A 21,372-nucleotide genomic window follows, 5' to 3' on the forward strand; every position below is an offset into this window, starting at 1 on the left:
AGCGAGCCTGCTCGCGATAGCGGTATGTCAGTCACATCTTTGTTGGATGTACAGCCGCTATCGCGAGCAGGCTCGCTCCCACATGGGAATTGTGTCTTGCCCTTAAGCAGCTTGCTGGAACTGCTGCCGATACTGATTCGGCGACAACTCGGTGTGCTGGCGGAACAGCCTTGCGAAGAAGCTCGCATCGTCGTAGCCGACTTCGTAGCTGATGGTCTTGATGCTCTTGCGACTACCCGACAACAAGCCCTTGGCCGTTTCGATGCGCAGGCGTTGCAGGTAATGCAGCGGCTTGTCGCCGGTGGCGGTCTGGAAGCGGCGCATGAAGTTGCGGATGCTCATGCCGTGTTCGCGGGCCACGTCTTCGAAGCGGAATTTGTCGGCGAAGTGTTCTTCGAGCCAGTGCTGGATCTGCAGGATGATCACGTCCTGGTGCAGCTTCTGCCCACCGAAACCGATGCGCCCTGGCGAATAGCTGCGCTGCACTTCATAGAGAATGTCCCGGGCCACGGCCTGGGAGACGTTGGCGCCGCAGAAGCGTTCGATCAGGTAAATGTAGAGATCGCACGCCGACGTGGTGCCGCCTGCGCAGTACAGGTTGTCGGCGTCGGTCAGGTGCTTGTCCTGATTGAGCTGAACCCGTGGAAAGCGTTCGGCAAACGCATTGAAGAAGCGCCAGTAAGTGGTCGCTTCCTTGCCATCGAGCAGCCCGGCCTCGGCCAGCCAGAACACCCCGGTGGCCTCGCCGCAGAGCACCGCGCCGCGAGCGTGTTGCTGCCGCAGCCACGGCAGCACTTGTGGATAACGCTGGCAAAGGGTATCGAAATCGTCCCAGAAGGCCGGGAGGATAATGACGTCGGCATTTTCCAGGCCGCCGTCCACCGGCATGATCACATCGCTGAAGCTGTTCACCGGTTTGCCGTCGGGGCTGACCAGCCGGGTTTCGAACGCCGGTGTCAGGCCTTGGCCCAGTTGTTTGCCGTAGCGCAGGCTGGCCAGGTGGAAGAAATCCTTGGCTTGCATGAGGGTGGAAGCGAAAACCCGGTCGATAGCCAGGATGCTGACGCGCCGCAAGGGCGTGGAGACTTGGTTAGACATAATTCAACTTTATTCTTATAGGGGAAAGTGGTCACCAGACGGCTGGATCGTCTTATTTTTTGTCTGATGTGTCCAGTGTCCTGTATCGGGTGCGGGGCTTAGTCTCTGAAGGTCAACTCCTTCCAATAATTAACGACAGGTGCCGCATGATCCCCAGAACCTTGTTCAGTTCCGAGCACGAACTTTTTCGCGACAGCGTGCGAACGTTCCTCGAAAAGGAAGCCGTGCCGTTCCATGGGCAATGGGAAAAACAAGGCTACATCGACCGTCAACTCTGGAACAAGGCAGGGGAGGCGGGGATGCTTTGCTCGCATCTCCCAGAGGAATACGGCGGGCTGGGGGCGGACTTTCTCTACAGCGCAGTGGTGATCGAAGAGGTCGGTCGTCTCGGCCTGACCGGCATCGGGTTTTCCCTGCATTCGGACATTGTGGCGCCGTATATCCTGCACTACGGCAGTGAAGCGCTGAAGCACAAATACCTGCCGAAACTGGTGTCCGGCGAGATGGTGACGGCCATTGCCATGACCGAACCGGGTGCCGGTTCCGACCTGCAAGGCGTAAAGACCACCGCCGTGCTGGATGGCGACGAGTACGTGATCAACGGCTCCAAGACCTTCATCACCAACGGCTATCTGGCGGACCTGGTGATTGTCGTGGCCAAGACAGATCCGAAGGCCGGCGCCAAGGGCACCAGTCTGTTTCTGGTCGAGGCCAATACACCAGGCTTCGACAAGGGCAAGCGCCTGGAAAAAGTCGGCATGAAGGCTCAGGACACTTCGGAGTTGTTCTTCCAGGATGTTCGGGTACCCAAGGAAAACCTGTTGGGCCAGGCGGGGATGGGCTTCGCTTACCTGATGCAGGAATTGCCTCAGGAGCGTCTCACGGTAGCGGTCGGCGGGCTTGCTTCGGCCGAAGCTGCGTTGCAATGGACGCTGGATTACACCCGTGAGCGCAAGGCGTTCGGCAAGGCGATTGCCGACTTCCAGAACACGCGCTTCAAGCTGGCGGAAATGGCGACTGAAATCCAGATCGGTCGGGTGTTCGTTGATCGCTGCCTGGAGCTGCACCTGCAAGGCAAGCTGGATGTGCCGACGGCCGCGATGGCCAAGTACTGGGGCACTGACCTGCAATGCAAGGTGCTCGACGAATGCGTGCAGCTGCATGGCGGTTATGGGTTCATGTGGGAATACCCGATCGCCCGGGCGTGGGCGGATGCGCGGGTGCAGCGGATTTATGCGGGGACCAATGAAATCATGAAGGAGATTATTGCGCGGTCGCTTTGATCTGCGGCGTCTGACAGTCCGCCATCGCGAGCAGGCTCGCTCCTACACTTAACCGCGTGCTCCCAGTGGAATGCGATTAAATGTGGGAGCGAGCCTGCTCGCGATGGGGTTTAGGAATCAATCAAGGAGCCGGGTTCGGGTGATCCTTGTGAATCGCCTCAATCGCCTCCAGCACTTCATCGGAAAGTTTCAGCTCGAAACTGGCGATGTTGCTCTCCAGCTGCTCCATCGTAGTCGCGCCAATGATGTTGCTGGTCACAAACGGCTGCTGAGTGACAAATGCCAATGCCATCTGCGCCGGGTCCAGACCGTGTTCACGGGCCAGCGCGACATAACGACTGCACGCAGCTTCCGACTGTGGGTTGAAATAGCGACTGAAGCGGCTGTAGAGGCTCAGGCGACCTTTTGGCGGACGCGCACCACCTTCGTACTTGCCCGACAGGAAACCGAACGCCAGCGGCGAATAGGCGAGCAGGCCGCACTGTTCGCGAATGGCGATTTCCGCCAGGCCGACTTCGAAGCTGCGGTTAAGCAGGTTGTACGGGTTCTGGATCGACACCGCGCGCGGCCAGCCACGGGCTTCGGCCAGGGCGAGGAAACGCATGGTGCCCCACGGCGTTTCGTTGGACAGGCCGATGTGGCGGATTTTGCCGGCCTTGACCTGTTCGTCCAGCGCTTCGAGGGTGTCCTCCAGCGGCGTCAGGTTGGCTTCGATCTTGTGTTTGTAGCCCAGTTGACCGAAGAAATTGGTGCTGCGTTCCGGCCAGTGCAGTTGATAGAGGTCGATGTAATCGGTTTGCAGGCGCTTGAGGCTGGCGTCCACGGCTTCGGTGATGTGCTGGCGGTTGTGCCGCAGGTTTTTGTCGCGGATGTAATCGATGGTGTTGCCGGGGCCGGCAATCTTGCTGGCGAGGATCCAGTCGGCGCGTTCGCCGCGGCTTTTGAAGTAATTGCCGATGTAGCGCTCGGTGGTGGCATAGGTTTCGGCCTTGGGCGGCACCGGGTACATTTCGGCGGTGTCGATGAAATTGATCCCGGCTTCCTTGGCCCGTTCGATCTGGGCGAAGGCTTCAGCTTCAGTGTTTTGCTCGCCCCAGGTCATGGTTCCGAGGCAGATGGCACTTACGTTCAGATTGGTTCGGCCTAGCTGGCGATAGTCCATCGGGTGCTCCTTGGGCAAAACAATCATAAAAGCAGGTTGAAATATTTTTCGCAATCTGCATAATTGCGCACCTCTTTCTGCAGTGGAAGTGATGCGCCGCCGCCGAAGAATCTTGCCGTTGAACGGACGCGCCGACCCGAGCCCCCGAAAGCGTCTGTATCCGGCTGCCTTTGACTTGTCAAAGTACGCACTATTCAGTAAGATCCGCCGTCTAATTTACAGGGCGGCCCCTGAGGCTATAAAGAATGAAAACTTTTACTGCTAAACCGGAAACAGTACAGCGCGACTGGTTTGTCGTCGACGCTGCAGGTCAGACCCTGGGTCGTCTGGCCACCGAAATCGCGAGCCGTCTGCGTGGCAAGCATAAAGCTGAGTACACTCCTCACGTTGACACCGGCGATTACATCGTCGTTATCAATGCCGAGCAGATTCGTGTAACCGGTGCTAAAACCACCGACAAAATCTACTACTCCCACTCCGGTTTCCCGGGCGGCATTAAGTCGATCAACTTTGAAAAGCTGATCGCTAAAGCCCCTGAGCGCGTGATCGAGACCGCGGTCAAAGGCATGCTGCCTAAGAACCCGCTGGGTCGCGACATGTATCGTAAGCTGAAAGTCTATGCGGGCGCTGTACACCCTCATACTGCTCAGCAGCCCCAAGAACTGAAGTTTTAACGGAATAGTTCATTATGTCGGCGACTCAAAATTACGGCACTGGCCGTCGCAAGACCGCAACCGCACGCGTTTTCCTGCGTCCGGGTACTGGTAACATCTCCATCAACAACCGTTCGCTGGATAATTTCTTCGGCCGCGAAACTGCCCGCATGGTAGTTCGTCAGCCGCTGGAATTGACTGAGACTGTCGAGAAGTTCGACATCTACGTCACCGTGATCGGCGGTGGTGTAAGTGGTCAAGCTGGCGCAATCCGCCACGGTATCACTCGCGCACTGATGCAGTACGACGAAACCCTGCGTGGCGCTCTGCGCAAAGCTGGCTTCGTTACTCGCGATGCTCGTGAAGTTGAACGTAAGAAAGTTGGTCTGCGTAAAGCGCGTAAGCGTCCGCAGTACTCGAAGCGTTAATTCGCTTTCGCGTTCAAAAAGAACGCCCAGTTTCCTCGCGAAGCTGGGCGTTTTTTTATGGGCGCGATTTATCAAAGAATTGCGCTGTGACAACTTGCCACATCCGTAGAGGCCCTATACTGCAAGGCTTGGCAGTGGAGCCCTTCGGTAATTACCTTGTCAGAATTGGGGCTTTTCATTACCATTCGGCAAAATTTTTATAAGTGCACAGATTTACTTAGTAGACGCCTGATTTAACAGGCCACAAAGCTGATGGGAGAGGACTGAATGAGCAATGACGGCGTGAATGCAGGCCGGCGTCGCTTCTTGGTAGCAGCCACATCCGTGGTGGGTGCTGCAGGAGCGGTGGGGGCTGCGGTCCCGTTCGTGGGGTCATGGTTTCCCAGTGCCAAGGCGAAAGCCGCAGGTGCACCGGTGAAAGTGAATGTCAGCAAAATCGAGCCAGGCCAGCAGATGATTGCTGAGTGGCGCGGCCAGCCGGTGTTCATTGTCCGCCGTACCGAGGAAATCCTGGGGAATCTGAAAAAGATCGAGGGCCAGCTGTCTGACCCAACCTCCAAGAACTCGACACAACCGACCTATGTCGACCCGGAAACGCGTTCGATCAAGCCAGAAGTTCTGCTGCTGATCGGTATCTGCACGCACCTGGGTTGCTCACCGACCTTCCGTCCAGAAGTGGCACCTGCGGATCTGGGCAAGGACTGGGTAGGTGGTTATTTCTGCCCTTGCCACGGTTCCCACTACGATCTGGCTGGCCGCGTCTACAAGTCGCAACCCGCGCCTTTGAACCTGCCAGTTCCCCCGCATTCCTATGAGACCGATGACATCATTGTCGTTGGCGTCGATACGGAGAAAGCGTGATGAGCAAGTTCATGGATTGGGTTGATGCGCGCTTTCCCGCAACCAAAATGTGGGAAGACCATCTCAGCAAGTATTACGCCCCGAAGAACTTCAACTTCTTCTATTTCTTTGGTTCCCTGGCGCTGCTCGTTCTGGTCAACCAGATCGTTACCGGTGTCTGGCTGACCATGAGCTACACCCCGTCGGCGGAAGAAGCGTTTGCTTCCGTCGAATACATCATGCGCGACGTCGAGTACGGTTCGATCCTGCGTCTGCTGCACTCCACCGGCGCCTCGGCGTTCTTCATCGTGGTCTATCTGCACATGTTCCGTGGCTTGCTCTACGGTTCGTACCAGAAGCCGCGTGAGCTGGTGTGGGTCTTCGGGATGCTGATCTACCTGGCGCTGATGGCTGAAGCCTTCATGGGTTACCTGCTGCCGTGGGGCCAGATGTCCTACTGGGGCGCCCAGGTGATCATCTCGCTGTTTGGTGCGATTCCCGTCATCGGTAACGACCTGACTCAGTGGATCCGTGGTGACTACCTGATTTCCGGTATTACCCTGAACCGCTTCTTCGCCCTTCACGTTGTTGCCCTGCCGATCGTGATTCTCGGTCTGGTGGTGCTGCACGTTCTGGCGTTGCACGAAGTCGGTTCGAACAACCCGGACGGCGTGGACATCAAGAAACACAAAGACGAAAACGGCGTACCGCTGGACGGCATTGCCTTCCACCCGTACTACACCGTGAAAGATATTGTCGGCGTGGTGGTGTTCCTGTTTATCTTCTGCTCGATCGTGTTCTTCTTCCCGGAAATGGGCGGCTACTTCCTCGAGAAGCCGAACTTTGAAGTGGCGAACGCCTTCAAGACTCCTGAGCACATTGCTCCAGTCTGGTACTTCACACCGTTCTACGCGATTCTGCGGGCGGTTCCGGACAAGCTCCTGGGCGTTATCGCCATGGGCGCGGCCATCGCGGTGCTGTTCGTCCTGCCGTGGCTGGACCGCAGCCCCGTCAAGTCGATGCGCTACAAAGGCTGGATGAGCAATATCTGGCTCTGGGTATTCTGCATCTCGTTCGTGATTCTGGGTGTGCTGGGTGTTCTGGCGCCGACTCCAAGCCGTACGTTGCTGTCGCAGGTCTGTACCTTCCTGTACTTCGCCTACTTCATTCTGATGCCGTTCTACACCAGGCTCGAGAAGACCAAACCGGTTCCGGAAAGGGTGACTGGCTGATGAAAAAGCTATTTGCTGTACTGATTCTTGCTGCCATGCCTGTCCTGTCCTTCGCGGCCGAACACGGCGGTCCCGAGCTTGAAAAAGTCGACATCGACGTTTCTGACAAAGCGGCCATGCAGGACGGCGCGCGTACGTTCGCCAACTACTGCATGGGCTGCCACAGCGCCAAGTTCCAGCGTTATGAGCGTGTCGCCGATGACCTGGGCATCCCGCATGACCTGATGCTGTCGAAGCTGGTGTTCACGGGCGCCAAGATCGGCGACCACATGAACATCGGCATGCAGCCGGCAGACGCCAAGACCTGGTTCGGTGCGGCTCCGCCCGACCTGACCCTGGTCGCTCGCGTTCGTGGTACTGACTGGCTCTACGGTTACCTGCGTTCGTTCTATGAAGATCCGTCGCGTCCTTGGGGCGTGAACAACAAGGTCTTCCCGAACGTCGGGATGCCCAACGTTCTGGTCGGCCTGCAGGGTCGTCAGGTGGTAGGCTGCAAACAAGTTCAAATCGTCGAAGACGGCAAGAAGCAATACGATCCGCTGACCGGTACGGCTTTGACTCATGAAGCCTGCGACCAGCTGACCGTACTGCCGAAAACCGGTACGCTGAACGCAGAGCAATTCGACGAGAAGGTCAAGAATCTGGTGACCTTCCTGGCCTACTCGGCCAACCCGGTGAAGCTGCAGCATCAGCGCATCGGTACCTATGTGTTGCTGTACCTGGCGTTCTTCTTCGTATTCGCTTACTTGCTCAAGCGTGAATACTGGAAAGACGTCCATTGATAAAGCTGTAAGCAATTGCTGTTAATCGCGCGCGCCCAGGGGCGTCTCTGAAGGTGTAACGAGTCTGGTCAGCCAGACGTTACGGGAGGCGTCTTCTGGGCGCGTGCGTTTTTCCGCTTCCGATAATTTCAACAAGCGAGGAGGACCGCCATGGGCGTGACCAATCGGTTGGCCTGTTACTCCGACCCCGCCGACCACTATTCCCACCGAGTGCGCATCGTACTTGCAGAGAAGGGTGTCAGCGCAGAGATCATTTACGTGGAAGCTGGTCGCCAGCCGCCTAAACTGATTGAAGTGAACCCTTACGGAAGTCTGCCCACCCTGGTCGATCGTGACCTGGCGTTGTGGGAGTCGACCGTGGTGATGGAATATCTGGATGAGCGTTACCCGCACCCGCCCTTGCTGCCGGTTTATCCTGTGGCGCGTGCCAACAGCCGCCTGCTGATTCATCGTATTCAGCGTGACTGGTGTGGCCTGGTGGATCTGATCCTGGATTCGAAGACCAAGGAAGCCGCCCGTGTCGTGGCTCGTAAAGAGTTGCGTGAAAGCCTGACTGGCGTGTCGCCGTTGTTCGCCGACAAGCCGTTTTTCCTCAGCGAGGAACAAAGTCTGGTGGATTGCTGCCTATTACCAATACTCTGGCGCTTGCCGATTTTGGGTATTGAACTGCCGCGGCCTGCCAAGCCGCTGCTTGATTACATGGAGCGCTCGTTTGCGCGTGAGGCTTTCCAGGCGAGTCTGTCTGGTGTCGAACGCGATATGCGCTAAGGCTTAAGGAGCCGCTATGAACTCCAGTCGACCTTATCTGGTCCGCGCGCTCTACGAGTGGATTGTGGACAACGATTGCACCCCGCACATGCTGGTCAATTCCGAGTATCCGTCGGTGCAGGTGCCCCAGGGTTTTGCCAGTGACGGACAGATTGTCCTGAACGTATCACCGGCGGCCGTGCGTCATCTGCATATGGACAACGAGGCGGTCAGCTTCGAAGGGCGCTTCGGTGGCGTGCCACACACCCTGTACGTGCCTATCGCCTCGATCCTGGGTATTTACGCCCGGGAGAATGGCCAGGGCATGGTGTTCGATCTGGAATCGCCTATGGAAGACGAGGAAGAGATCGAGCCGGATGATGATATTCCGCCACCCGACAGCGAACCGCCGCGTCCCAGCGGTCGACCCAGTTTGAAAGTGGTGAAATAAAAAAAGGCGATCCATCCGGATCGCCTTTTTTGTGCCTGCGGTTTGCGTGTCAGTCAATGTACTCAAACAACTTCACAATCTTCTGCACCCCGGAAACGCCCTGCACCAGACTGGTGGCCTGCGCCGCTTCCTGCTTGGTCAGCAGACCCAGCAAATAGACGATGCCATTCTCCGTGACAACCTTGATGCGCGAGCCCGGGATGTTCGGGTCGGTGAGCATCTGGGTCTTGATCTTGGAGGTCAGCCAGGTGTCGTTCTGACGGGCAAGGAAGCCGGATGGCGGCAGGACTTGCAATTCGTTATGCACCTTCTTCACGCGCTGGACCGCAGCGGCGGCCTGTTCGGCCTTGGCCTTGAGGTCTGCGGTAGGCGTTTGCCCGGCGAGCAGCACGACACCGTTGAAGCTGGTGACGACGATGTGCGAATCGTTGTCCAGGGCTGGATCGGCCTTGGCGACGTTAACGCCGACCTTGGTGTCGATCAGGGAGTCGTCGATCTTGCTGCCGAAGGTGCGCGTGCCACGGTCATCTTCGATCGGCGCTTCACGGCTTGCTTTAACCACTGAAGTGCAGCCGCTGATGCCGAGGCACAGGGTCAAGGCCAGAAGGCCTAGGCGATTAGGGGTCATTCTTCACTCCCGAACAGTTGGCTGTCGATCAAATCGCAAAGGCAATGGATCGCCAGCAGGTGGACTTCCTGAATACGTGCGGTGACGTTGGCCGGTACGCGAATCTCGACGTCCTCGGGCAATAGCAGCGACGCCATGCCGCCGCCATCGCGACCGGTCAATGCTACGACAATCATTTCGCGATCATGTGCGGCCTGGATCGCTTGAATAATGTTCGCCGAGTTGCCGCTGGTGGAAATCGCCAGCAATACGTCACCCGGCTGACCGAGGGCGCGGATCTGTTTGGAGAAGATTTCGTTGTAGCTGTAGTCGTTGGCGATCGAGGTGATCGTCGAGCTGTCGGTGGTCAGCGCAATGGCTGGCAGGCTCGGACGTTCGCGCTCGAATCGGTTGAGCAGCTCGGACGAAAAGTGCTGGGCATCGCCGGCGGAACCGCCGTTACCGCAGGAAAGCATTTTGCCCTCATTAAGCAGGGCGTTGACCATCACCTGGCTGGCTTGCTCGATGTGCGGTGCAAGTACGTCCATCGCCATTTGCTTGGTGTCGATACTGGCCTGAAAAAGCTGGCGAATTCGGGATTGCATGTCCATCTGTGTGACCTTAATTAGCGCGGCTACTCGGCACATGAATGTGCAGCCCGCAAAGCAAAGAGCAAAAGTGTTGGGTGAAGGTGTCCGCTTCGGGATGCGCGCGATCAGCTGTCGAAGGCATTCTGCAACCAGTTCAACTGATCGAGGTTGCTGTCGATGGCAACCACGTCGAAGCGGCAGGGGGAATTGGCCCAACGCGACTCGCGCTGAAGAAAATACTGCGCGGCGAAAATCAGTTTCTGCCGTTTGCGCCCATCGATACTGTCGAGCGCTCCACCCCATTGGGTGTTCTTTCTGTAGCGGACTTCAACGAATACTACTGTATCGCCATCAAGCATGACCAGATCAAGCTCGCCGCGTTTACACAACCAGTTCTGCGCCAGCAGGCGCAGACCCTGTTGTTGAAGATGCTCGAGCGCATGGCGCTCGGCATCTTTACCGCTTTGCTGGCGTGACCTGTCAGGCATCAGCGCGGAGTATCCGGCAGGCGTTGAACCTGGCCGTTGGCGAACTGGGCCCACGGCAACTGACGAACAACGCGCTGGTTCTGAGTCATGCCCAGGCTTCCCGATTGACCTTCGATGCGGCTATCCGGCAAAGCCTTGAGTTGCCCCAGGCGCGGCGCCAGGCGATACGCATCCACGCCCATTGCGTACAGGCGGCCCAAACTGCCGGCGGCTTGTGGCCATTGCGCTGTGACCTGTTTGCGCAGCGGATCATTGGCGTCCAGCAACCATGGGGTTTCGCAGAAGCGGATGCCGTTCATGTCGTTGTACTGATTCACGTCGCCGCTGGCACTGAACACGTGGGAGGTGGCGTAGACCGGAACATCGCCCGCGTACTGGAAGTTCAGGGTCGGTTTGATCTGCTGGGCCTGTTGCGGAGTGGCGGCCAGGAAGATGAACTCGATGTCCTGACGGCGCGAAGGCTGGGCCGCTACTTGCGAACCCACGGTGCTTTGCAGGCTCTTGGCGCGACCTTCGCTCTGACGCAGCTGGAACATGTCGGCAATCTGCTGGGCCAGTTGAACCGGCTGGTCAACGCGTTCGGTGGCGACGATGCTGCCGCCGTTGGCTTGCCAGTCCTGACTGAACGCTCTCAGTACGCGATCGCCCCATTCGCCCTTCGGCACCATGATGGCGGCGCGATGCAGGCCGTCGGCGCGAGCACGACGAGACACTTCACGGGCTTCGTCTTCAGCGGCCAGGCCAAACTGGAACAGCTGGGCCGGACCTTGTTCGCCTTCGCTGTAATTCAACGCCAGGGTAGTAATCGGCAGTTGCGGGCGAGCGCTCAGCTGTTTGACCAGCGGTTTTTCCAGCGGACCGACCACCAGTTGCACGCCATCGGCCTGAGCCTTGCGGTAGAACTCGTCCATCGAGGTCAGTTTCGAGCTGTCATAGAACTCGATGGCTGGCGGCTTCTGCCCGGCTTGTTGAGCCTGGTAGTGAGCGGCCATGAAGCCTTCACGCAATGCTTTGCCGACCGAGCCCAGCGGACCGTCTTGCGGCAGCAGTAGGGCGATCTTGCTCAGGGGCTGGCTGGCCAGTTCCTTGAGTTTGGTCAGTGGCAGTGGCAGCTGAATGGCGGCCGGGTGTTTAGGGTTCTGGGCGCGCCAGTTATCGATCGCGGCTTGCTGCTGTTCCAGGGTGCCGGCGGTTTTCACGGCCAGTGCCAGGCCCATCCAGCCACCCAGGTCATCGTTGGTGGTTGGCTGCAGTTGATCGGTTGGCAGCGAGGCGATCAGTGTCCAGATCGCCTCGTGGTTTTTGGCGGCCGCTTCACCTTCGAGCATTGGCGCAATGAAGATGCGCTCCCGTGCGGCGGCCAGCGTCTGGCCATCGGCCTCAAGGGCGCGAGCATGCACAGTGCCGGTGCGAACCTGTTGCTCGACCGGCAACTCGCCCAGGCGTTGCAGGCTTGGATGGCTCAAGGCAGTCAGTGCCGCCTTGGGCTGATTGCGCGTCATGGCCAGTTCAGCCGCCAGGGTGCTGGCGAAGACTTGTTGGCCGGGTTTGAGTTGTTCCACCGGAACCTGTTGCAGGATTTGCGCGGACTGGCCGGCATTGCCCTGACGATAGGCCAGGTCGGCCGCGCTCAGGCGCAACAGCGCGGCTTTTTCCGGATCCTTGCTTTGAGCGGCCTGTTCGAGCAGTTGCTCGATACTGGCGTCCGGGGTCCGTGGAAGTTCGCCAAGGCTGGAGGAGGGCGAGCTGGCGCAAGCCGCCAGCAAGGCAGCGAGGCAGAGGGCAGTGAACAGCCGCAGGCAAGCGATCATGTAGTGTTCCTGATACTCGATCAAATTAGCGTGGAATTGTACCCAAGCACTGGCCGGGGCGCGATGTTACTGGCGTGAATCGATCAATTTAGCTCGTGCAAATGTTGCAGCGCTGCACAAACGCCTGAAAAACCCGAGGAGGGCGGGGCGATTGCAAGCGCCGCTACGCGCTACAATGTCGCCTTTTACCGATCATGAGGTGTGCGCTTTGACTGCTCCAGGTGCTTTGAATTCCGCTTCTGGCTCGCTTTATGTGGTGGCGACGCCCATCGGCAACCTGGACGACATCAGTGCGCGTGCGCTGAAAATCCTGCGCGACGTCGCATTGATCGCAGCTGAAGATACCCGTCACTCCCAGCGATTGATGCAGCATTTCGGCATTCCCACGCCGCTGGCGGCTTGCCATGAACACAACGAGCGGGATGAAGGTAGCCGCTTTATTACCCGCCTGCTCGCCGGTGACGACGTGGCGCTGATCTCCGATGCAGGCACGCCGTTGATTTCCGATCCGGGTTATCACCTGGTGCGTCAGGCACGTGCCGCCGGGATCAATGTGGTGCCGGTCCCGGGGGCTTGTGCATTGATCGCGGCCTTGTCGGCGGCGGGTCTGCCGTCGGACCGCTTCATTTTCGAAGGCTTTCTGCCAGCCAAGGCGGTCGGTCGCCGCGCTCGTCTGGAGCTGGTCAAGGAAGAGCCGCGCACACTGATTTTCTATGAGGCGCCGCATCGCATCCTTGAATGCCTGCAAGACATGGAACTGGTGTTCGGCCCCGAGCGCCCGGCGTTGCTGGCGCGCGAACTGACCAAAACCTTCGAAACCCTCAAGGGTCTGCCGTTGGCCGAGCTGCGTGAGTTCGTCGAGTCGGACAGCAATCAGCAACGTGGCGAGTGCGTGGTGTTAGTGGCGGGCTGGTCGGCGCCGGAGACCGAAGATGCGGTCAGCAGCGAAGCCATGCGCATCCTCAATCTGTTGCTTGAAGAGATGCCGCTCAAGCGTGCGGCGGCATTGGCGGCGCAAATTACCGGCGAGCGCAAGAATGTGCTCTATCAAGTGGCGCTGGATAAACAGAAGGGCGAGTAAAAAACCGACGTGAAGGCGCGGCCAGAGGCGTTTATCGCTTGTTCTTCGGCCGCTCTGCCGTTAACCTTCGCGGCGGAGAGTCGATCGGACAGTCGCTGCCCTCTATGAAAATTAGGGGGGGGAGGAAAGTCCGGGCTCCATAGGGCGAAGTGCCAGGTAATGCCTGGGAGGCGTGAGCCTACGGAAAGTGCCACAGAAAATAACCGCCTAAGCGCTTCGGCGCCGGTAAGGGTGAAAAGGTGCGGTAAGAGCGCACCGCACGTCTGGCAACAGTTCGTGGCTAGGTAAACCCCACTTGGAGCAAGACCAAATAGGGTCCCAAGGCGTGGCCCGCGCTGGGACCGGGTAGGTTGCTAAAGATGTCCAGTGATGGCCATCGTAGACGAATGACTGTTCAAGACAGAACCCGGCTTACAGATCGACTCTCCACCTTTTTTCCTCTCTGCTTTAATCGTTAAGCAGGGTGCTGGTAGTAGCAAAATCCCTCCTTCCAGAATCGTTGCCAGAACACTTTCGTAATACCGAAAAAATCTTACTCTTAACAAACTACTTTAACTTTCGAACGCAGCCTCCTGTGCTGATTCAAGTTATCGGACAAATTCACCTGCCAGATTCTCGTAGCACCTCCTCCTACGCTCCTAAATCTCAGTTCTGTAAGGGTTTTCCTTTAATCCGCGCCTTGACGGTGCGGTGGCCGCATTCCTATAGTGTGCGCAAGTGGCGGAAAGTGGCATGAAGTGGGTTTTTTGAGCGTAAAACGCTAATATTTGGAGAAACGCTGACGTGTTTCGCGGAGCTAACGCTATCAGTCTCGACGCAAAGGGCCGTCTCGCCATGCCGAGCCGGTACCGTGACGAGCTCGTTTCGCGTAGTTCCGGTCAGCTGATCGTCACAATTGATGCCGTTGATCCGTGTTTGTGTGTTTACCCGCTCGATGAGTGGGAAATTATCGAAACCAAACTGCGCGCACTGCCTTCGCTTCGCGAAGAGAACCGCCGCCTGCAACGTTTACTGATTGGTAATGCCGTCGACCTCGAGCTCGATGGCAGTGGTCGTTTTCTGGTTCCGCCACGTCTTCGCGAATATGCCAAGTTGGATAAGCGCGCGATGTTGGTAGGCCAACTGAACAAGTTCCAATTGTGGGACGAGGATGCCTGGGATGCGGTTTCTGCCGCTGACCTGGCTGCTATTCAACAACCGGGCGCCATGCCTGATGAACTGCGTGATTTGATCCTGTGACTATTGATAGCGGCTTTAACCACATCACCGTACTGCTTGACGAAGCCGTCGAGGCTCTCGCCGTACGTCCTGATGGCTGCTATCTGGACGGCACCTTCGGGCGCGGCGGGCACAGCCGGTTGATCCTGAGCCAGCTCGGCCCCGATGGTCGGGTCCTCGGATTCGACAAAGATCCTCAAGCGATTGCCACCGGGCAAACGCTAGCGGCCGAAGACGGCCGCTTTGTCGTTGTGCAACGCAGCTTTGCCGAGCTCGGTTCGGAAGTGGCAGACCGCGGTCTGCACGGCAAGGTCAGCGGCGTTTTGCTCGACCTGGGCGTGTCTTCGCCACAGCTCGACGACCCTGAGCGCGGCTTCAGTTTTCTCAATGATGGCCCGCTGGACATGCGCATGGACCCGTCCCGCGGGATCAGCGCTGCCGAATTCGTCAACACCGCGCCTGCAGAAGAAATCGCCCGGGTGTTCAAGGAATACGGCGAAGAACGTTTCTCCGGCCGCATGGCCCGTGCCGTGGCCGAGCGCCGTGATATCAAGCCGTTCGAACGCACGGCCGATCTGGCTGAAGTCCTGAAAGTCGCCAACCCGGCATGGGAAAAGGGCAAGAACCCTGCAACCCGTGCTTTCCAGGGCCTGCGCATTCACGTCAACAACGAACTGGGCGATCTGGAAGCCGGCCTCGAAGCCGCACTGGACTGCCTGGAAGTGGGCGGCCGTCTGGTCGTTATCAGCTTCCACTCGCTGGAAGACCGCATCGTCAAACTGTTCATGCGCAAGCTGGTAAAAGGCGAAGCCGACAACCTGCCGCGCAACCTGCCGGTTCGGCATGTGGCCTTCGAACCGAAAGTCAAAGTCCATGGCAAAGCGCAGACGGCCTCCGACGCCGAACTCAAAGCCAACCCACGCTCCCGTAGCGCCGTCATGCGCGTCGCGGAGAAGCTGCGGTGAGCAAGCTTTTCGCCAAGCCACTGCCCGGCGGCAGCTTTTTCATGCTGCTGCTGTTTCTGGCTGTGCTCGTGTCGGCCATTGGCGTATCGTACAGCGCCCACTGGAATCGGCAGTTGCTGAACTCGCTGTACGCCGAGTTGAGCGTGCGCGACAAGGCGCAGGCAGAGTGGGGCCGGTTGATTCTCGAGCAAAGTACCTGGACCGCGCACAGCCGTATCGAAGTCCTGGCGACCGAGCAACTGAAGATGCGCATTCCCGGCGCCGCTGAAGTGCAGATGGTGGCGCCATGATGAAACTCGAAGGCGCACTGTTCCCATGGCGTTTCCGCCTGGTGCTGGGCTTGCTCGGCGTCATGGTCGCGGCTATTTGCTGGCGCATCATCGACCTGCAAGTCGTCGACCGCGCCTTCCTCAAAGGCCAGGGCGATGCGCGTAGCGTTCGTCATATTCCGATTCCGGCTCACCGTGGTCTGATCACCGACCGTAACGGCGAGCCTTTGGCCGTGAGTACCCCGGTTACCACGCTGTGGGCGAATGCCAAGGAAATGCAACTGGCCAAAGAGAAATGGCCAGCGCTGGCGGCCGCTCTGGGCCAGGATCCTAAAGCCCTGGCAGAACGCCTTGAAGCACAGGCCAACAAAGAATTCATTTATCTGGTGCGCGGGTTGACCCCCGAGCAGGGCCAGTCTGTGCTCGACCTGAAAGTGCCAGGTGTGTACGGCATCGAAGAATTCCGGCGTTTCTACCCAGCCGGTGAAGTCACCGCACACATGGTCGGCTTTACCGACATCGATGACCACGGTCGGGAAGGGGTCGAGCTGGCCTACGACGAATGGCTGGCAGGGGTCGCCGGCAAGCGACAGGTCATCAAGGATCGGCGTGGCCGACTTATCAAGGATGTCCAGGTCACCAAAAACGCCAAGGCCGGCAAGCCCTTGGCGTTGTCCATTGACTTGCGCCTGCAATACCTGGCCAACCGCGAGCTGCGTAACGCGATCATCGAGAACGGCGCCAAGGCTGGCAGCCTGGTGATCATGGACGTGAAGACCGGCGAGATCCTCGCCATGGTCAACCAGCCGACCTACAACCCGAACAACCGTCGCAACCTGCAACCGGCGATGATGCGCAACCGCGCCATGATCGACGTGTTTGAGCCGGGTTCGACCATGAAAGCCATTTCGATGAGCGCCGCGATCGAAACCGGGCGCTGGAAGCCGACCGATACCGTTGAGGTGTACCCGGGTACGCTGCAGATTGGTAAATACACCATCAAGGACGTCTCCAAGTCCGAAGGCCCGGTGCTCGACCTGACCGGCATCCTGATCAATTCCAGTAACGTCGGCATGAGCAAGGTCGCCTTCGATATCGGCGGCGAAACCATTTTCCGCCTCGCGCAGAAAGTCGGCCTCGGCCAGGACACCGGCCTGGGCTTCCCGGGCGAGCGCGTCGGCAACCTGCCGAACTACCGCGAATGGCGCAAGGCTGAAACCGCCACGCTGTCTTATGGCTACGGTATTTCCGTGACCGCGATCCAGTTGGTCCACGCCTTCTCGGCCCTGGCCAATAATGGTCGCCTCGCGCCGCTGACCCTGATCAAAACCGACAAGGCGCCGCAAACCACCCAGGTATTGCCGGAAGCTGTCGCGAAAACCATGCAAACCATGCTGCAACAAGTGATCGAGGCGCCGCGCGGCGTATTCCGTGCGCAGGTGCCGGCGTATCACGTGGGCGGCAAGTCGGGTACCGCGCGTAAAACGTCGGTCGGCACCAAAGGCTACGCCGAGAATTCCTACCGCTCGCTGTTCGCCGGTTTCGGCCCGATGAGCGATCCGCGTTACGCCATCGTGGTGGTGATCGATGAGCCGACCAAGGCCGGTTACTTCGGTGGTCTGGTATCGGCTCCGGTGTTCAGCAAAGTGATGTCCGGGACGCTGCGCCTGATGAACGTTACCCCCGACAACCTGCCGCCGACGCAAACCGCTAACGCCACACCGGTCGTTCCACTGAAAGCCAATGGAGGGCGCGGCTAATGTCTCTGAGCCTGAACAAGATTTTCGCCCACGCCGGCCGCGATCTGCTGATCCGCGAACTGACCCTGGACAGCCGCAACGTGCGGGCGGGCGATCTGTTTCTCGCCGTCCCTGGCGGCAAGTTCGACGGGCGCGCGCACATCGCCGATGCCTTGCAGCGCGGTGCCGCCGCCGTGGCGTATGAAGTGGAAGGCGCTACCGTGTTGCCGATCACTGACGTGCCGCTGATTCCGGTCAAAGGCCTGGCCGCCCAGCTGTCGGACATCGCCGGGCGCTTTTACGGCGACCCGAGCCGGCACCTGAACCTGATCGGCGTAACCGGCACCAACGGCAAGACCAGCGTGACGCAATTGGTCGCGCAAGCCCTGGATTTGCTCGGCCAGCATTGCGGCATCGTTGGCACCCTGGGCACCGGTTTCTACGGTGCACTCGAAAGCGGCCTGCACACCACGCCGAACCCGATCGCCGTGCAAGCGACCTTGGCTGACCTGAAAAAGGCCGGTGCCAAAGCCGTCGCCATGGAAGTGTCTTCCCACGGCCTGGATCAAGGTCGCGTAGCGGCGTTGGCGTTCGATGTGGCGGTGATGACCAACCTGTCCCGCGACCATCTCGATTACCACGGCACCATGCAAGCCTACGGCGAAGCCAAGGCCAAGCTGTTTGCCTGGAACGATTTGAAGTGCCGGGTGATCAACCTCGACGACGAGTTCGGCCGCCAACTGGCTGCGGACAAAGGTGAGTCACGCCTGATCACCTACAGTCTTGAAAACTCGAGCGCCTACCTGTATTGCCGTGAAGCGCAGTTCGATGACGAAGGCGTGCGCGCCACGTTGGTCACGCCACAGGGCCAGCACCATTTGCGCAGCACCTTGCTCGGTCGCTTCAACCTGAGCAACGTACTGGCCGCAGTCGGTGCCTTGCTCGGCCTGGACTACGCGCTGGACGAAATCCTCAAGGTCCTGCCGAAACTCGAAGGCCCGGCCGGTCGTATGCAACGTCTGGGCGGTGGCACCCAGCCGCTGGTGGTGGTCGATTACGCCCACACCCCGGATGCGCTGGAAAAAGTCTTGATGGCCCTGCGTCCGCACGCCAAAGGTCGCTTGCTGTGCCTGTTCGGCTGCGGCGGTGATCGTGATCGCGGCAAGCGCCCGCTGATGGCTGAAGTGGTCGAACGTCTGGCCGACGGCGTGCTGGTCACCGATGACAACCCTCGCACCGAAGATCCTTCGCTGATTTTCGACGACATCCGCGCCGGTTTTACCGATGTGGATAAAGTTACTTTCGTCGCTGGCCGTGGCCAGGCAATTGCCCAGTTGATCGCCAGCGCTTCGGCGGATGACGTGATTGTCCTGGCCGGCAAAGGTCATGAGGACTATCAGGAAATCAACGGCGAGCGTCACGCTTTCTCCGATCTGGTCGAGGCCGATCACGCCTTGACCGCGTGGGAGGTGGCTCATGCTTAAGGCCTTGAAATTCAGCGAGCTGACCGGCGCACTGAATGCACAGTTGATCGCGGCCGATGCCACGTTTGATGGTGTCAGCATCGACAGCCGCGCGATCAAGCCGGGTCAGCTATTCATTGCTTTGACCGGTCCGCGTTTCGACGGTCATGACTATTTGAACGACGTTGCCAGCAAAGGCGCGGTCGCTGCGCTGGTCGAACGTGAAGTCGCCGACAGCACGCTTCCGCAACTGCTGGTCAAGGACACCCGTCAGGCGTTGGGCCAACTGGGCGCGATGAACCGTGCGGCGTTTACCAACCCTGTCGCGGCGATCACCGGTTCCAGCGGTAAAACCACAGTCAAGGAAATGCTCGCCAGCATCCTGCGCACCCGCGGTCCGGTACTGGCGACCCGTGGCAACCTGAACAACGACCTCGGCGTGCCGCTGACCCTGCTCGAACTCGCGCCGGAACATACCTCCGCCGTGATCGAACTCGGTGCTTCGCGTCTCGGCGAAATTGCCTACACCGTCGGCATGACCAAACCGCATGTCGCCGTGCTCAACAACGCCGGGACCGCCCACGTCGGCGAGTTCGGCGGGCCGGAAAAAATCGTTGAAGCCAAGGGCGAGATCATTGAAGGGCTGGCTGCCGATGGCGTCGCCGTGCTCAATCTTGACGACAAGGCGTTCGACATCTGGAAGACCCGCGCGGCCGGTCGCAAAGTCCTGACCTTCGCCCTGAGCAATGTCAGCGCCGACTTCTACGCCAGCGACCTGGATCGCGATGCGCGCGGTTGCCCGGCCTTCAACCTGCACAGTCCTGAAGGTGTGGAGCGCGTTCAACTGAACCTGCTCGGCACCCATAACGTCGCCAATGCCATGGCCGCCGCTGCTGCCGCGCATGCCTTGGGCGTGTCGCTGTTCGGCATCGTTACCGGCCTTGGCGCAGTGCAACCGGTCAAGGGTCGCACCGTCGCGCAACTGGCCAGCAATGGCATGCGCGTGATCGACGACACGTACAACGCGAACCCCACCTCCATGTGCGCCGCCGTTGATATACTCGCCGGCTTTTCCGGTCGCACCGTCCTGGTGCTCGGAGATATCGGCGAACTGGGCGATTGGGCGGAGCAGGGGCACCGCGATGTTGGCGAATACGCCCGCGGCAAGGTTTCCGCGCTTTACGCTGTCGGGCCACTGATGGCTCATGCCGTGAACGCTTTCGGTCCCCAGGCCTTTCACTTCGCCACTCAGGCCGAGCTGATCAAGGCCCTGGGCGCCGAACAAGACACCAACACCACCATTTTGATCAAGGGCTCGCGCAGCGCTGCGATGGAAAACATCGTCGTCGCTTTGTGCGGGTCCAGTCTGGAGAAACATTAATGCTGCTGCTGCTAGCGGAGTATCTGCAACAGTTCCACAAAGGCTTCGCGGTCTTTCAGTACCTGACCCTGCGCGGGATCCTCGGTGTGCTGACCGCGCTGGTTTTGTCGCTGTGCTATGGCCCGTGGATGATCCGCACTTTGCAGAACCGTCAGATCGGTCAATCCGTTCGTAACGACGGTCCACAATCGCACCTGTCCAAGTCGGGCACCCCGACCATGGGCGGCGCACTGATTCTGTCGTCCATCGGTGTCAGCACCTTGCTCTGGGCTGACCTGAGCAACCGTTATGTCTGGACCGTGTTGCTGGTGACGTTGCTGTTCGGCGCGATCGGCTGGGTCGACGACTATCGCAAGGTGATCGAGAAAAACTCCAAAGGCCTTCCGAGCCGCTGGAAATATTTCTGGCAGTCGGTGTTTGGCCTCGGCGCCGCGATCTTCCTTTATATGACCGCTGCGACGCCGGTGGAAACCACCCTTATCCTGCCGATGCTCAAGGACTACAGCATTCCGCTGGGCATAGGCTTCGTGGTTCTGACCTATTTCGTGATTGTCGGCTCGAGCAACGCGGTCAACCTGACTGATGGCCTCGACGGTCTGGCAATCATGCCGACCGTGATGGTCGGCGGCGGCCTGGGGATCTTCTGCTACCTGTCCGGTAACGTGAAGTTCGCTGAATACCTGCTGATTCCTTACGTACCCGGCGCCGGTGAGTTGATTGTGTTCTGCGGCGCCTTGATCGGTGCGGGCCTCGGTTTCCTCTGGTTCAACACCTATCCGGCACAGGTTTTCATGGGCGACGTCGGCGCGCTGGCGCTGGGCGCAGCCCTTGGTACCATCGCGGTGATCGTCCGTCAGGAAATCGTCCTGTTCATCATGGGCGGCGTGTTCGTGATGGAAACCCTGTCTGTGGTTATCCAGGTTGCTTCCTTCAAGCTGACCGGTCGCCGCGTATTCCGCATGGCACCGATTCACCACCACTTTGAACTCAAGGGCTGGCCTGAGCCACGCGTGATCGTCCGTTTCTGGATCATCACCGTGATTCTCGTACTGGTCGGCCTTGCCACCCTGAAGCTGAGGTAGAA

22 protein-coding genes and 1 other RNA gene are annotated in these 21,372 nt (G+C 59.1%); 17 read left to right on the forward strand and 6 right to left on the reverse strand.

The features are described from left to right. Nucleotides 1–102 precede the first annotated feature (102 nt). The gene (locus ACRC4F_RS01345) at nt 103–999 is read right to left on the reverse strand and encodes a GlxA family transcriptional regulator (protein ID WP_438657876.1); all 897 of its coding nucleotides are present in this window, start codon (nt 997–999) and stop codon (nt 103–105) included. A 245-nt stretch (nt 1,000–1,244) separates the two neighbouring features. On the opposite strand from ACRC4F_RS01345, the gene ACRC4F_RS01350 reads away from it, so the two are divergent. Beyond that, nucleotides 1,245–2,381: an acyl-CoA dehydrogenase family protein gene (locus tag ACRC4F_RS01350; protein WP_438657750.1), complete on the forward strand. Its 1,137-nt coding sequence runs from the start codon at nt 1,245–1,247 to the stop codon at nt 2,379–2,381. A 121-nt stretch (nt 2,382–2,502) separates the two neighbouring features. Here the strand turns inward: ACRC4F_RS01350 and ACRC4F_RS01355 are convergent, their stop codons facing one another. After that, a complete protein-coding gene (locus ACRC4F_RS01355; RefSeq protein ID WP_438657751.1) occupies nt 2,503–3,543 on the reverse strand; it encodes an NADP(H)-dependent aldo-keto reductase in 1,041 nt (346 codons plus the stop codon). Nucleotides 3,544–3,788: 245 nt separating this feature from the next. On the opposite strand from ACRC4F_RS01355, the gene rplM reads away from it, so the two are divergent. The 7 genes from rplM (at nt 3,789) to ACRC4F_RS01390 (ending at nt 8,676) form a co-directional block, all read left to right on the forward strand. Beyond that, nucleotides 3,789–4,217: a 50S ribosomal protein L13 gene (gene rplM / locus ACRC4F_RS01360; protein ID WP_007905295.1), complete on the forward strand. Its 429-nt coding sequence runs from the start codon at nt 3,789–3,791 to the stop codon at nt 4,215–4,217. Nucleotides 4,218–4,231: 14 nt separating this feature from the next. Beyond that, nucleotides 4,232–4,624: a 30S ribosomal protein S9 gene (rpsI, locus tag ACRC4F_RS01365; protein WP_002555064.1), complete on the forward strand. Its 393-nt coding sequence runs from the start codon at nt 4,232–4,234 to the stop codon at nt 4,622–4,624. 267 nt (nt 4,625–4,891) lie between these two features. Then, nucleotides 4,892–5,485: a ubiquinol-cytochrome c reductase iron-sulfur subunit gene (gene petA, locus ACRC4F_RS01370; RefSeq protein ID WP_008060255.1), complete on the forward strand. Its 594-nt coding sequence runs from the start codon at nt 4,892–4,894 to the stop codon at nt 5,483–5,485. Then, the gene (locus tag ACRC4F_RS01375; protein WP_438657752.1) at nt 5,485–6,696 is read left to right on the forward strand and encodes a cytochrome b; all 1,212 of its coding nucleotides are present in this window, start codon (nt 5,485–5,487) and stop codon (nt 6,694–6,696) included. The genes petA and ACRC4F_RS01375 overlap by 1 nt, the downstream gene beginning before the upstream one ends. Next, nucleotides 6,696–7,478: a cytochrome c1 gene (locus ACRC4F_RS01380; RefSeq protein ID WP_438657753.1), complete on the forward strand. Its 783-nt coding sequence runs from the start codon at nt 6,696–6,698 to the stop codon at nt 7,476–7,478. The genes ACRC4F_RS01375 and ACRC4F_RS01380 overlap by 1 nt, the downstream gene beginning before the upstream one ends. A gap of 150 nt (nt 7,479–7,628) precedes the next feature. Continuing rightward, a complete protein-coding gene (locus tag ACRC4F_RS01385) occupies nt 7,629–8,246 on the forward strand; it encodes a glutathione S-transferase N-terminal domain-containing protein (RefSeq protein ID WP_027922678.1) in 618 nt (205 codons plus the stop codon). Between the two features lie 16 nt (nt 8,247–8,262). Beyond that, the gene (locus ACRC4F_RS01390) at nt 8,263–8,676 is read left to right on the forward strand and encodes a ClpXP protease specificity-enhancing factor (RefSeq protein WP_008155980.1); all 414 of its coding nucleotides are present in this window, start codon (nt 8,263–8,265) and stop codon (nt 8,674–8,676) included. A 49-nt stretch (nt 8,677–8,725) separates the two neighbouring features. Here ACRC4F_RS01390 and ACRC4F_RS01395 read toward each other — a convergent pair whose 3' ends face one another. The 4 genes from ACRC4F_RS01395 to ACRC4F_RS01410 form a co-directional block, all read right to left on the reverse strand. Next, the gene (locus ACRC4F_RS01395) at nt 8,726–9,304 is read right to left on the reverse strand and encodes a BON domain-containing protein (protein ID WP_438657754.1); all 579 of its coding nucleotides are present in this window, start codon (nt 9,302–9,304) and stop codon (nt 8,726–8,728) included. Beyond that, nucleotides 9,301–9,894, reverse strand: a complete 594-nt coding sequence (locus ACRC4F_RS01400; RefSeq protein WP_008025961.1) for a phosphoheptose isomerase — start codon at nt 9,892–9,894, stop codon at nt 9,301–9,303. The genes ACRC4F_RS01395 and ACRC4F_RS01400 overlap by 4 nt, the downstream gene beginning before the upstream one ends. 104 nt (nt 9,895–9,998) lie before the next feature. Beyond that, nucleotides 9,999–10,361 (reverse strand): YraN family protein, encoded by a 363-nt coding sequence (locus ACRC4F_RS01405; RefSeq protein WP_007904371.1) that lies wholly within the window; start codon nt 10,359–10,361, stop codon nt 9,999–10,001. Continuing rightward, the gene (locus ACRC4F_RS01410) at nt 10,361–12,172 is read right to left on the reverse strand and encodes a penicillin-binding protein activator (RefSeq protein ID WP_438657755.1); all 1,812 of its coding nucleotides are present in this window, start codon (nt 12,170–12,172) and stop codon (nt 10,361–10,363) included. The genes ACRC4F_RS01405 and ACRC4F_RS01410 overlap by 1 nt, the downstream gene beginning before the upstream one ends. 175 nt (nt 12,173–12,347) lie before the next feature. Between ACRC4F_RS01410 and rsmI the strand changes: the two genes are divergently transcribed. From rsmI to mraY, 9 genes are all read left to right on the forward strand, one after another. Then, nucleotides 12,348–13,253 (forward strand): 16S rRNA (cytidine(1402)-2'-O)-methyltransferase, encoded by a 906-nt coding sequence (gene rsmI, locus ACRC4F_RS01415; RefSeq protein WP_438657756.1) that lies wholly within the window; start codon nt 12,348–12,350, stop codon nt 13,251–13,253. A 76-nt stretch (nt 13,254–13,329) separates the two neighbouring features. Next, nucleotides 13,330–13,683: RNase P RNA component class A (gene rnpB / locus ACRC4F_RS01420), an RNA gene on the forward strand. 353 nt (nt 13,684–14,036) lie between these two features. Further along, nucleotides 14,037–14,492 (forward strand): division/cell wall cluster transcriptional repressor MraZ, encoded by a 456-nt coding sequence (gene mraZ / locus ACRC4F_RS01425; RefSeq protein ID WP_008147486.1) that lies wholly within the window; start codon nt 14,037–14,039, stop codon nt 14,490–14,492. Further along, nucleotides 14,489–15,436, forward strand: coding sequence for a 16S rRNA (cytosine(1402)-N(4))-methyltransferase RsmH (gene rsmH, locus ACRC4F_RS01430; RefSeq protein WP_438657757.1), 948 nt, complete (start codon nt 14,489–14,491; stop codon nt 15,434–15,436). The genes mraZ and rsmH overlap by 4 nt, the downstream gene beginning before the upstream one ends. Next, on the forward strand, nt 15,433–15,726 hold the full coding sequence (gene ftsL, locus ACRC4F_RS01435) for a cell division protein FtsL (protein WP_438657758.1): 294 nt from the start codon (nt 15,433–15,435) through the stop codon (nt 15,724–15,726). The genes rsmH and ftsL overlap by 4 nt, the downstream gene beginning before the upstream one ends. Next, nucleotides 15,726–17,465, forward strand: a complete 1,740-nt coding sequence (locus ACRC4F_RS01440) for a peptidoglycan D,D-transpeptidase FtsI family protein (protein WP_438657877.1) — start codon at nt 15,726–15,728, stop codon at nt 17,463–17,465. The genes ftsL and ACRC4F_RS01440 overlap by 1 nt, the downstream gene beginning before the upstream one ends. Beyond that, complete coding sequence (locus ACRC4F_RS01445) at nt 17,465–18,928, forward strand: UDP-N-acetylmuramoyl-L-alanyl-D-glutamate--2,6-diaminopimelate ligase (RefSeq protein WP_438657759.1); 1,464 nt, start codon at nt 17,465–17,467, stop codon at nt 18,926–18,928. Before ACRC4F_RS01440 ends, ACRC4F_RS01445 begins: the two co-directional genes overlap by 1 nt. Beyond that, a complete protein-coding gene (locus ACRC4F_RS01450) occupies nt 18,921–20,288 on the forward strand; it encodes a UDP-N-acetylmuramoyl-tripeptide--D-alanyl-D-alanine ligase (RefSeq protein WP_438657760.1) in 1,368 nt (455 codons plus the stop codon). The genes ACRC4F_RS01445 and ACRC4F_RS01450 overlap by 8 nt, the downstream gene beginning before the upstream one ends. Continuing rightward, nucleotides 20,288–21,370, forward strand: a complete 1,083-nt coding sequence (mraY, locus tag ACRC4F_RS01455; RefSeq protein WP_438657761.1) for a phospho-N-acetylmuramoyl-pentapeptide-transferase — start codon at nt 20,288–20,290, stop codon at nt 21,368–21,370. Before ACRC4F_RS01450 ends, mraY begins: the two co-directional genes overlap by 1 nt. The last annotated feature ends 2 nt before the right edge of the window (nt 21,371–21,372 follow it).

Source organism: Pseudomonas sp. (assembly GCF_051660785.1).
Taxonomy (GTDB): domain Bacteria; phylum Pseudomonadota; class Gammaproteobacteria; order Pseudomonadales; family Pseudomonadaceae; genus Aquipseudomonas.

Coding starts and splice junctions, on each gene's coding strand:
- ACRC4F_RS01405 (WP_007904371.1), bottom strand. CDS start 10,361: ATGCCTGACAGGTCACGCCAGCAAAGCGGTAAAGATGCCGAGCGCCAT.
- rplM (WP_007905295.1), top strand. CDS start 3,789: ATGAAAACTTTTACTGCTAAACCGGAAACAGTACAGCGCGACTGGTTT.
- ACRC4F_RS01390 (WP_008155980.1), top strand. CDS start 8,263: ATGAACTCCAGTCGACCTTATCTGGTCCGCGCGCTCTACGAGTGGATT.
- ACRC4F_RS01350 (WP_438657750.1), top strand. CDS start 1,245: ATGATCCCCAGAACCTTGTTCAGTTCCGAGCACGAACTTTTTCGCGAC.
- ACRC4F_RS01385 (WP_027922678.1), top strand. CDS start 7,629: ATGGGCGTGACCAATCGGTTGGCCTGTTACTCCGACCCCGCCGACCAC.
- ACRC4F_RS01440 (WP_438657877.1), top strand. CDS start 15,726: ATGAAACTCGAAGGCGCACTGTTCCCATGGCGTTTCCGCCTGGTGCTG.
- mraY (WP_438657761.1), top strand. CDS start 20,288: ATGCTGCTGCTGCTAGCGGAGTATCTGCAACAGTTCCACAAAGGCTTC.
- rsmI (WP_438657756.1), top strand. CDS start 12,348: ATGTCGCCTTTTACCGATCATGAGGTGTGCGCTTTGACTGCTCCAGGT.
- ACRC4F_RS01450 (WP_438657760.1), top strand. CDS start 18,921: ATGCTTAAGGCCTTGAAATTCAGCGAGCTGACCGGCGCACTGAATGCA.
- petA (WP_008060255.1), top strand. CDS start 4,892: ATGAGCAATGACGGCGTGAATGCAGGCCGGCGTCGCTTCTTGGTAGCA.
- ACRC4F_RS01400 (WP_008025961.1), bottom strand. CDS start 9,894: ATGGACATGCAATCCCGAATTCGCCAGCTTTTTCAGGCCAGTATCGAC.
- ACRC4F_RS01445 (WP_438657759.1), top strand. CDS start 17,465: ATGTCTCTGAGCCTGAACAAGATTTTCGCCCACGCCGGCCGCGATCTG.
- ACRC4F_RS01410 (WP_438657755.1), bottom strand. CDS start 12,172: ATGATCGCTTGCCTGCGGCTGTTCACTGCCCTCTGCCTCGCTGCCTTG.
- rpsI (WP_002555064.1), top strand. CDS start 4,232: ATGTCGGCGACTCAAAATTACGGCACTGGCCGTCGCAAGACCGCAACC.
- ACRC4F_RS01375 (WP_438657752.1), top strand. CDS start 5,485: ATGAGCAAGTTCATGGATTGGGTTGATGCGCGCTTTCCCGCAACCAAA.
- ACRC4F_RS01380 (WP_438657753.1), top strand. CDS start 6,696: ATGAAAAAGCTATTTGCTGTACTGATTCTTGCTGCCATGCCTGTCCTG.
- ACRC4F_RS01395 (WP_438657754.1), bottom strand. CDS start 9,304: ATGACCCCTAATCGCCTAGGCCTTCTGGCCTTGACCCTGTGCCTCGGC.
- ACRC4F_RS01355 (WP_438657751.1), bottom strand. CDS start 3,543: ATGGACTATCGCCAGCTAGGCCGAACCAATCTGAACGTAAGTGCCATC.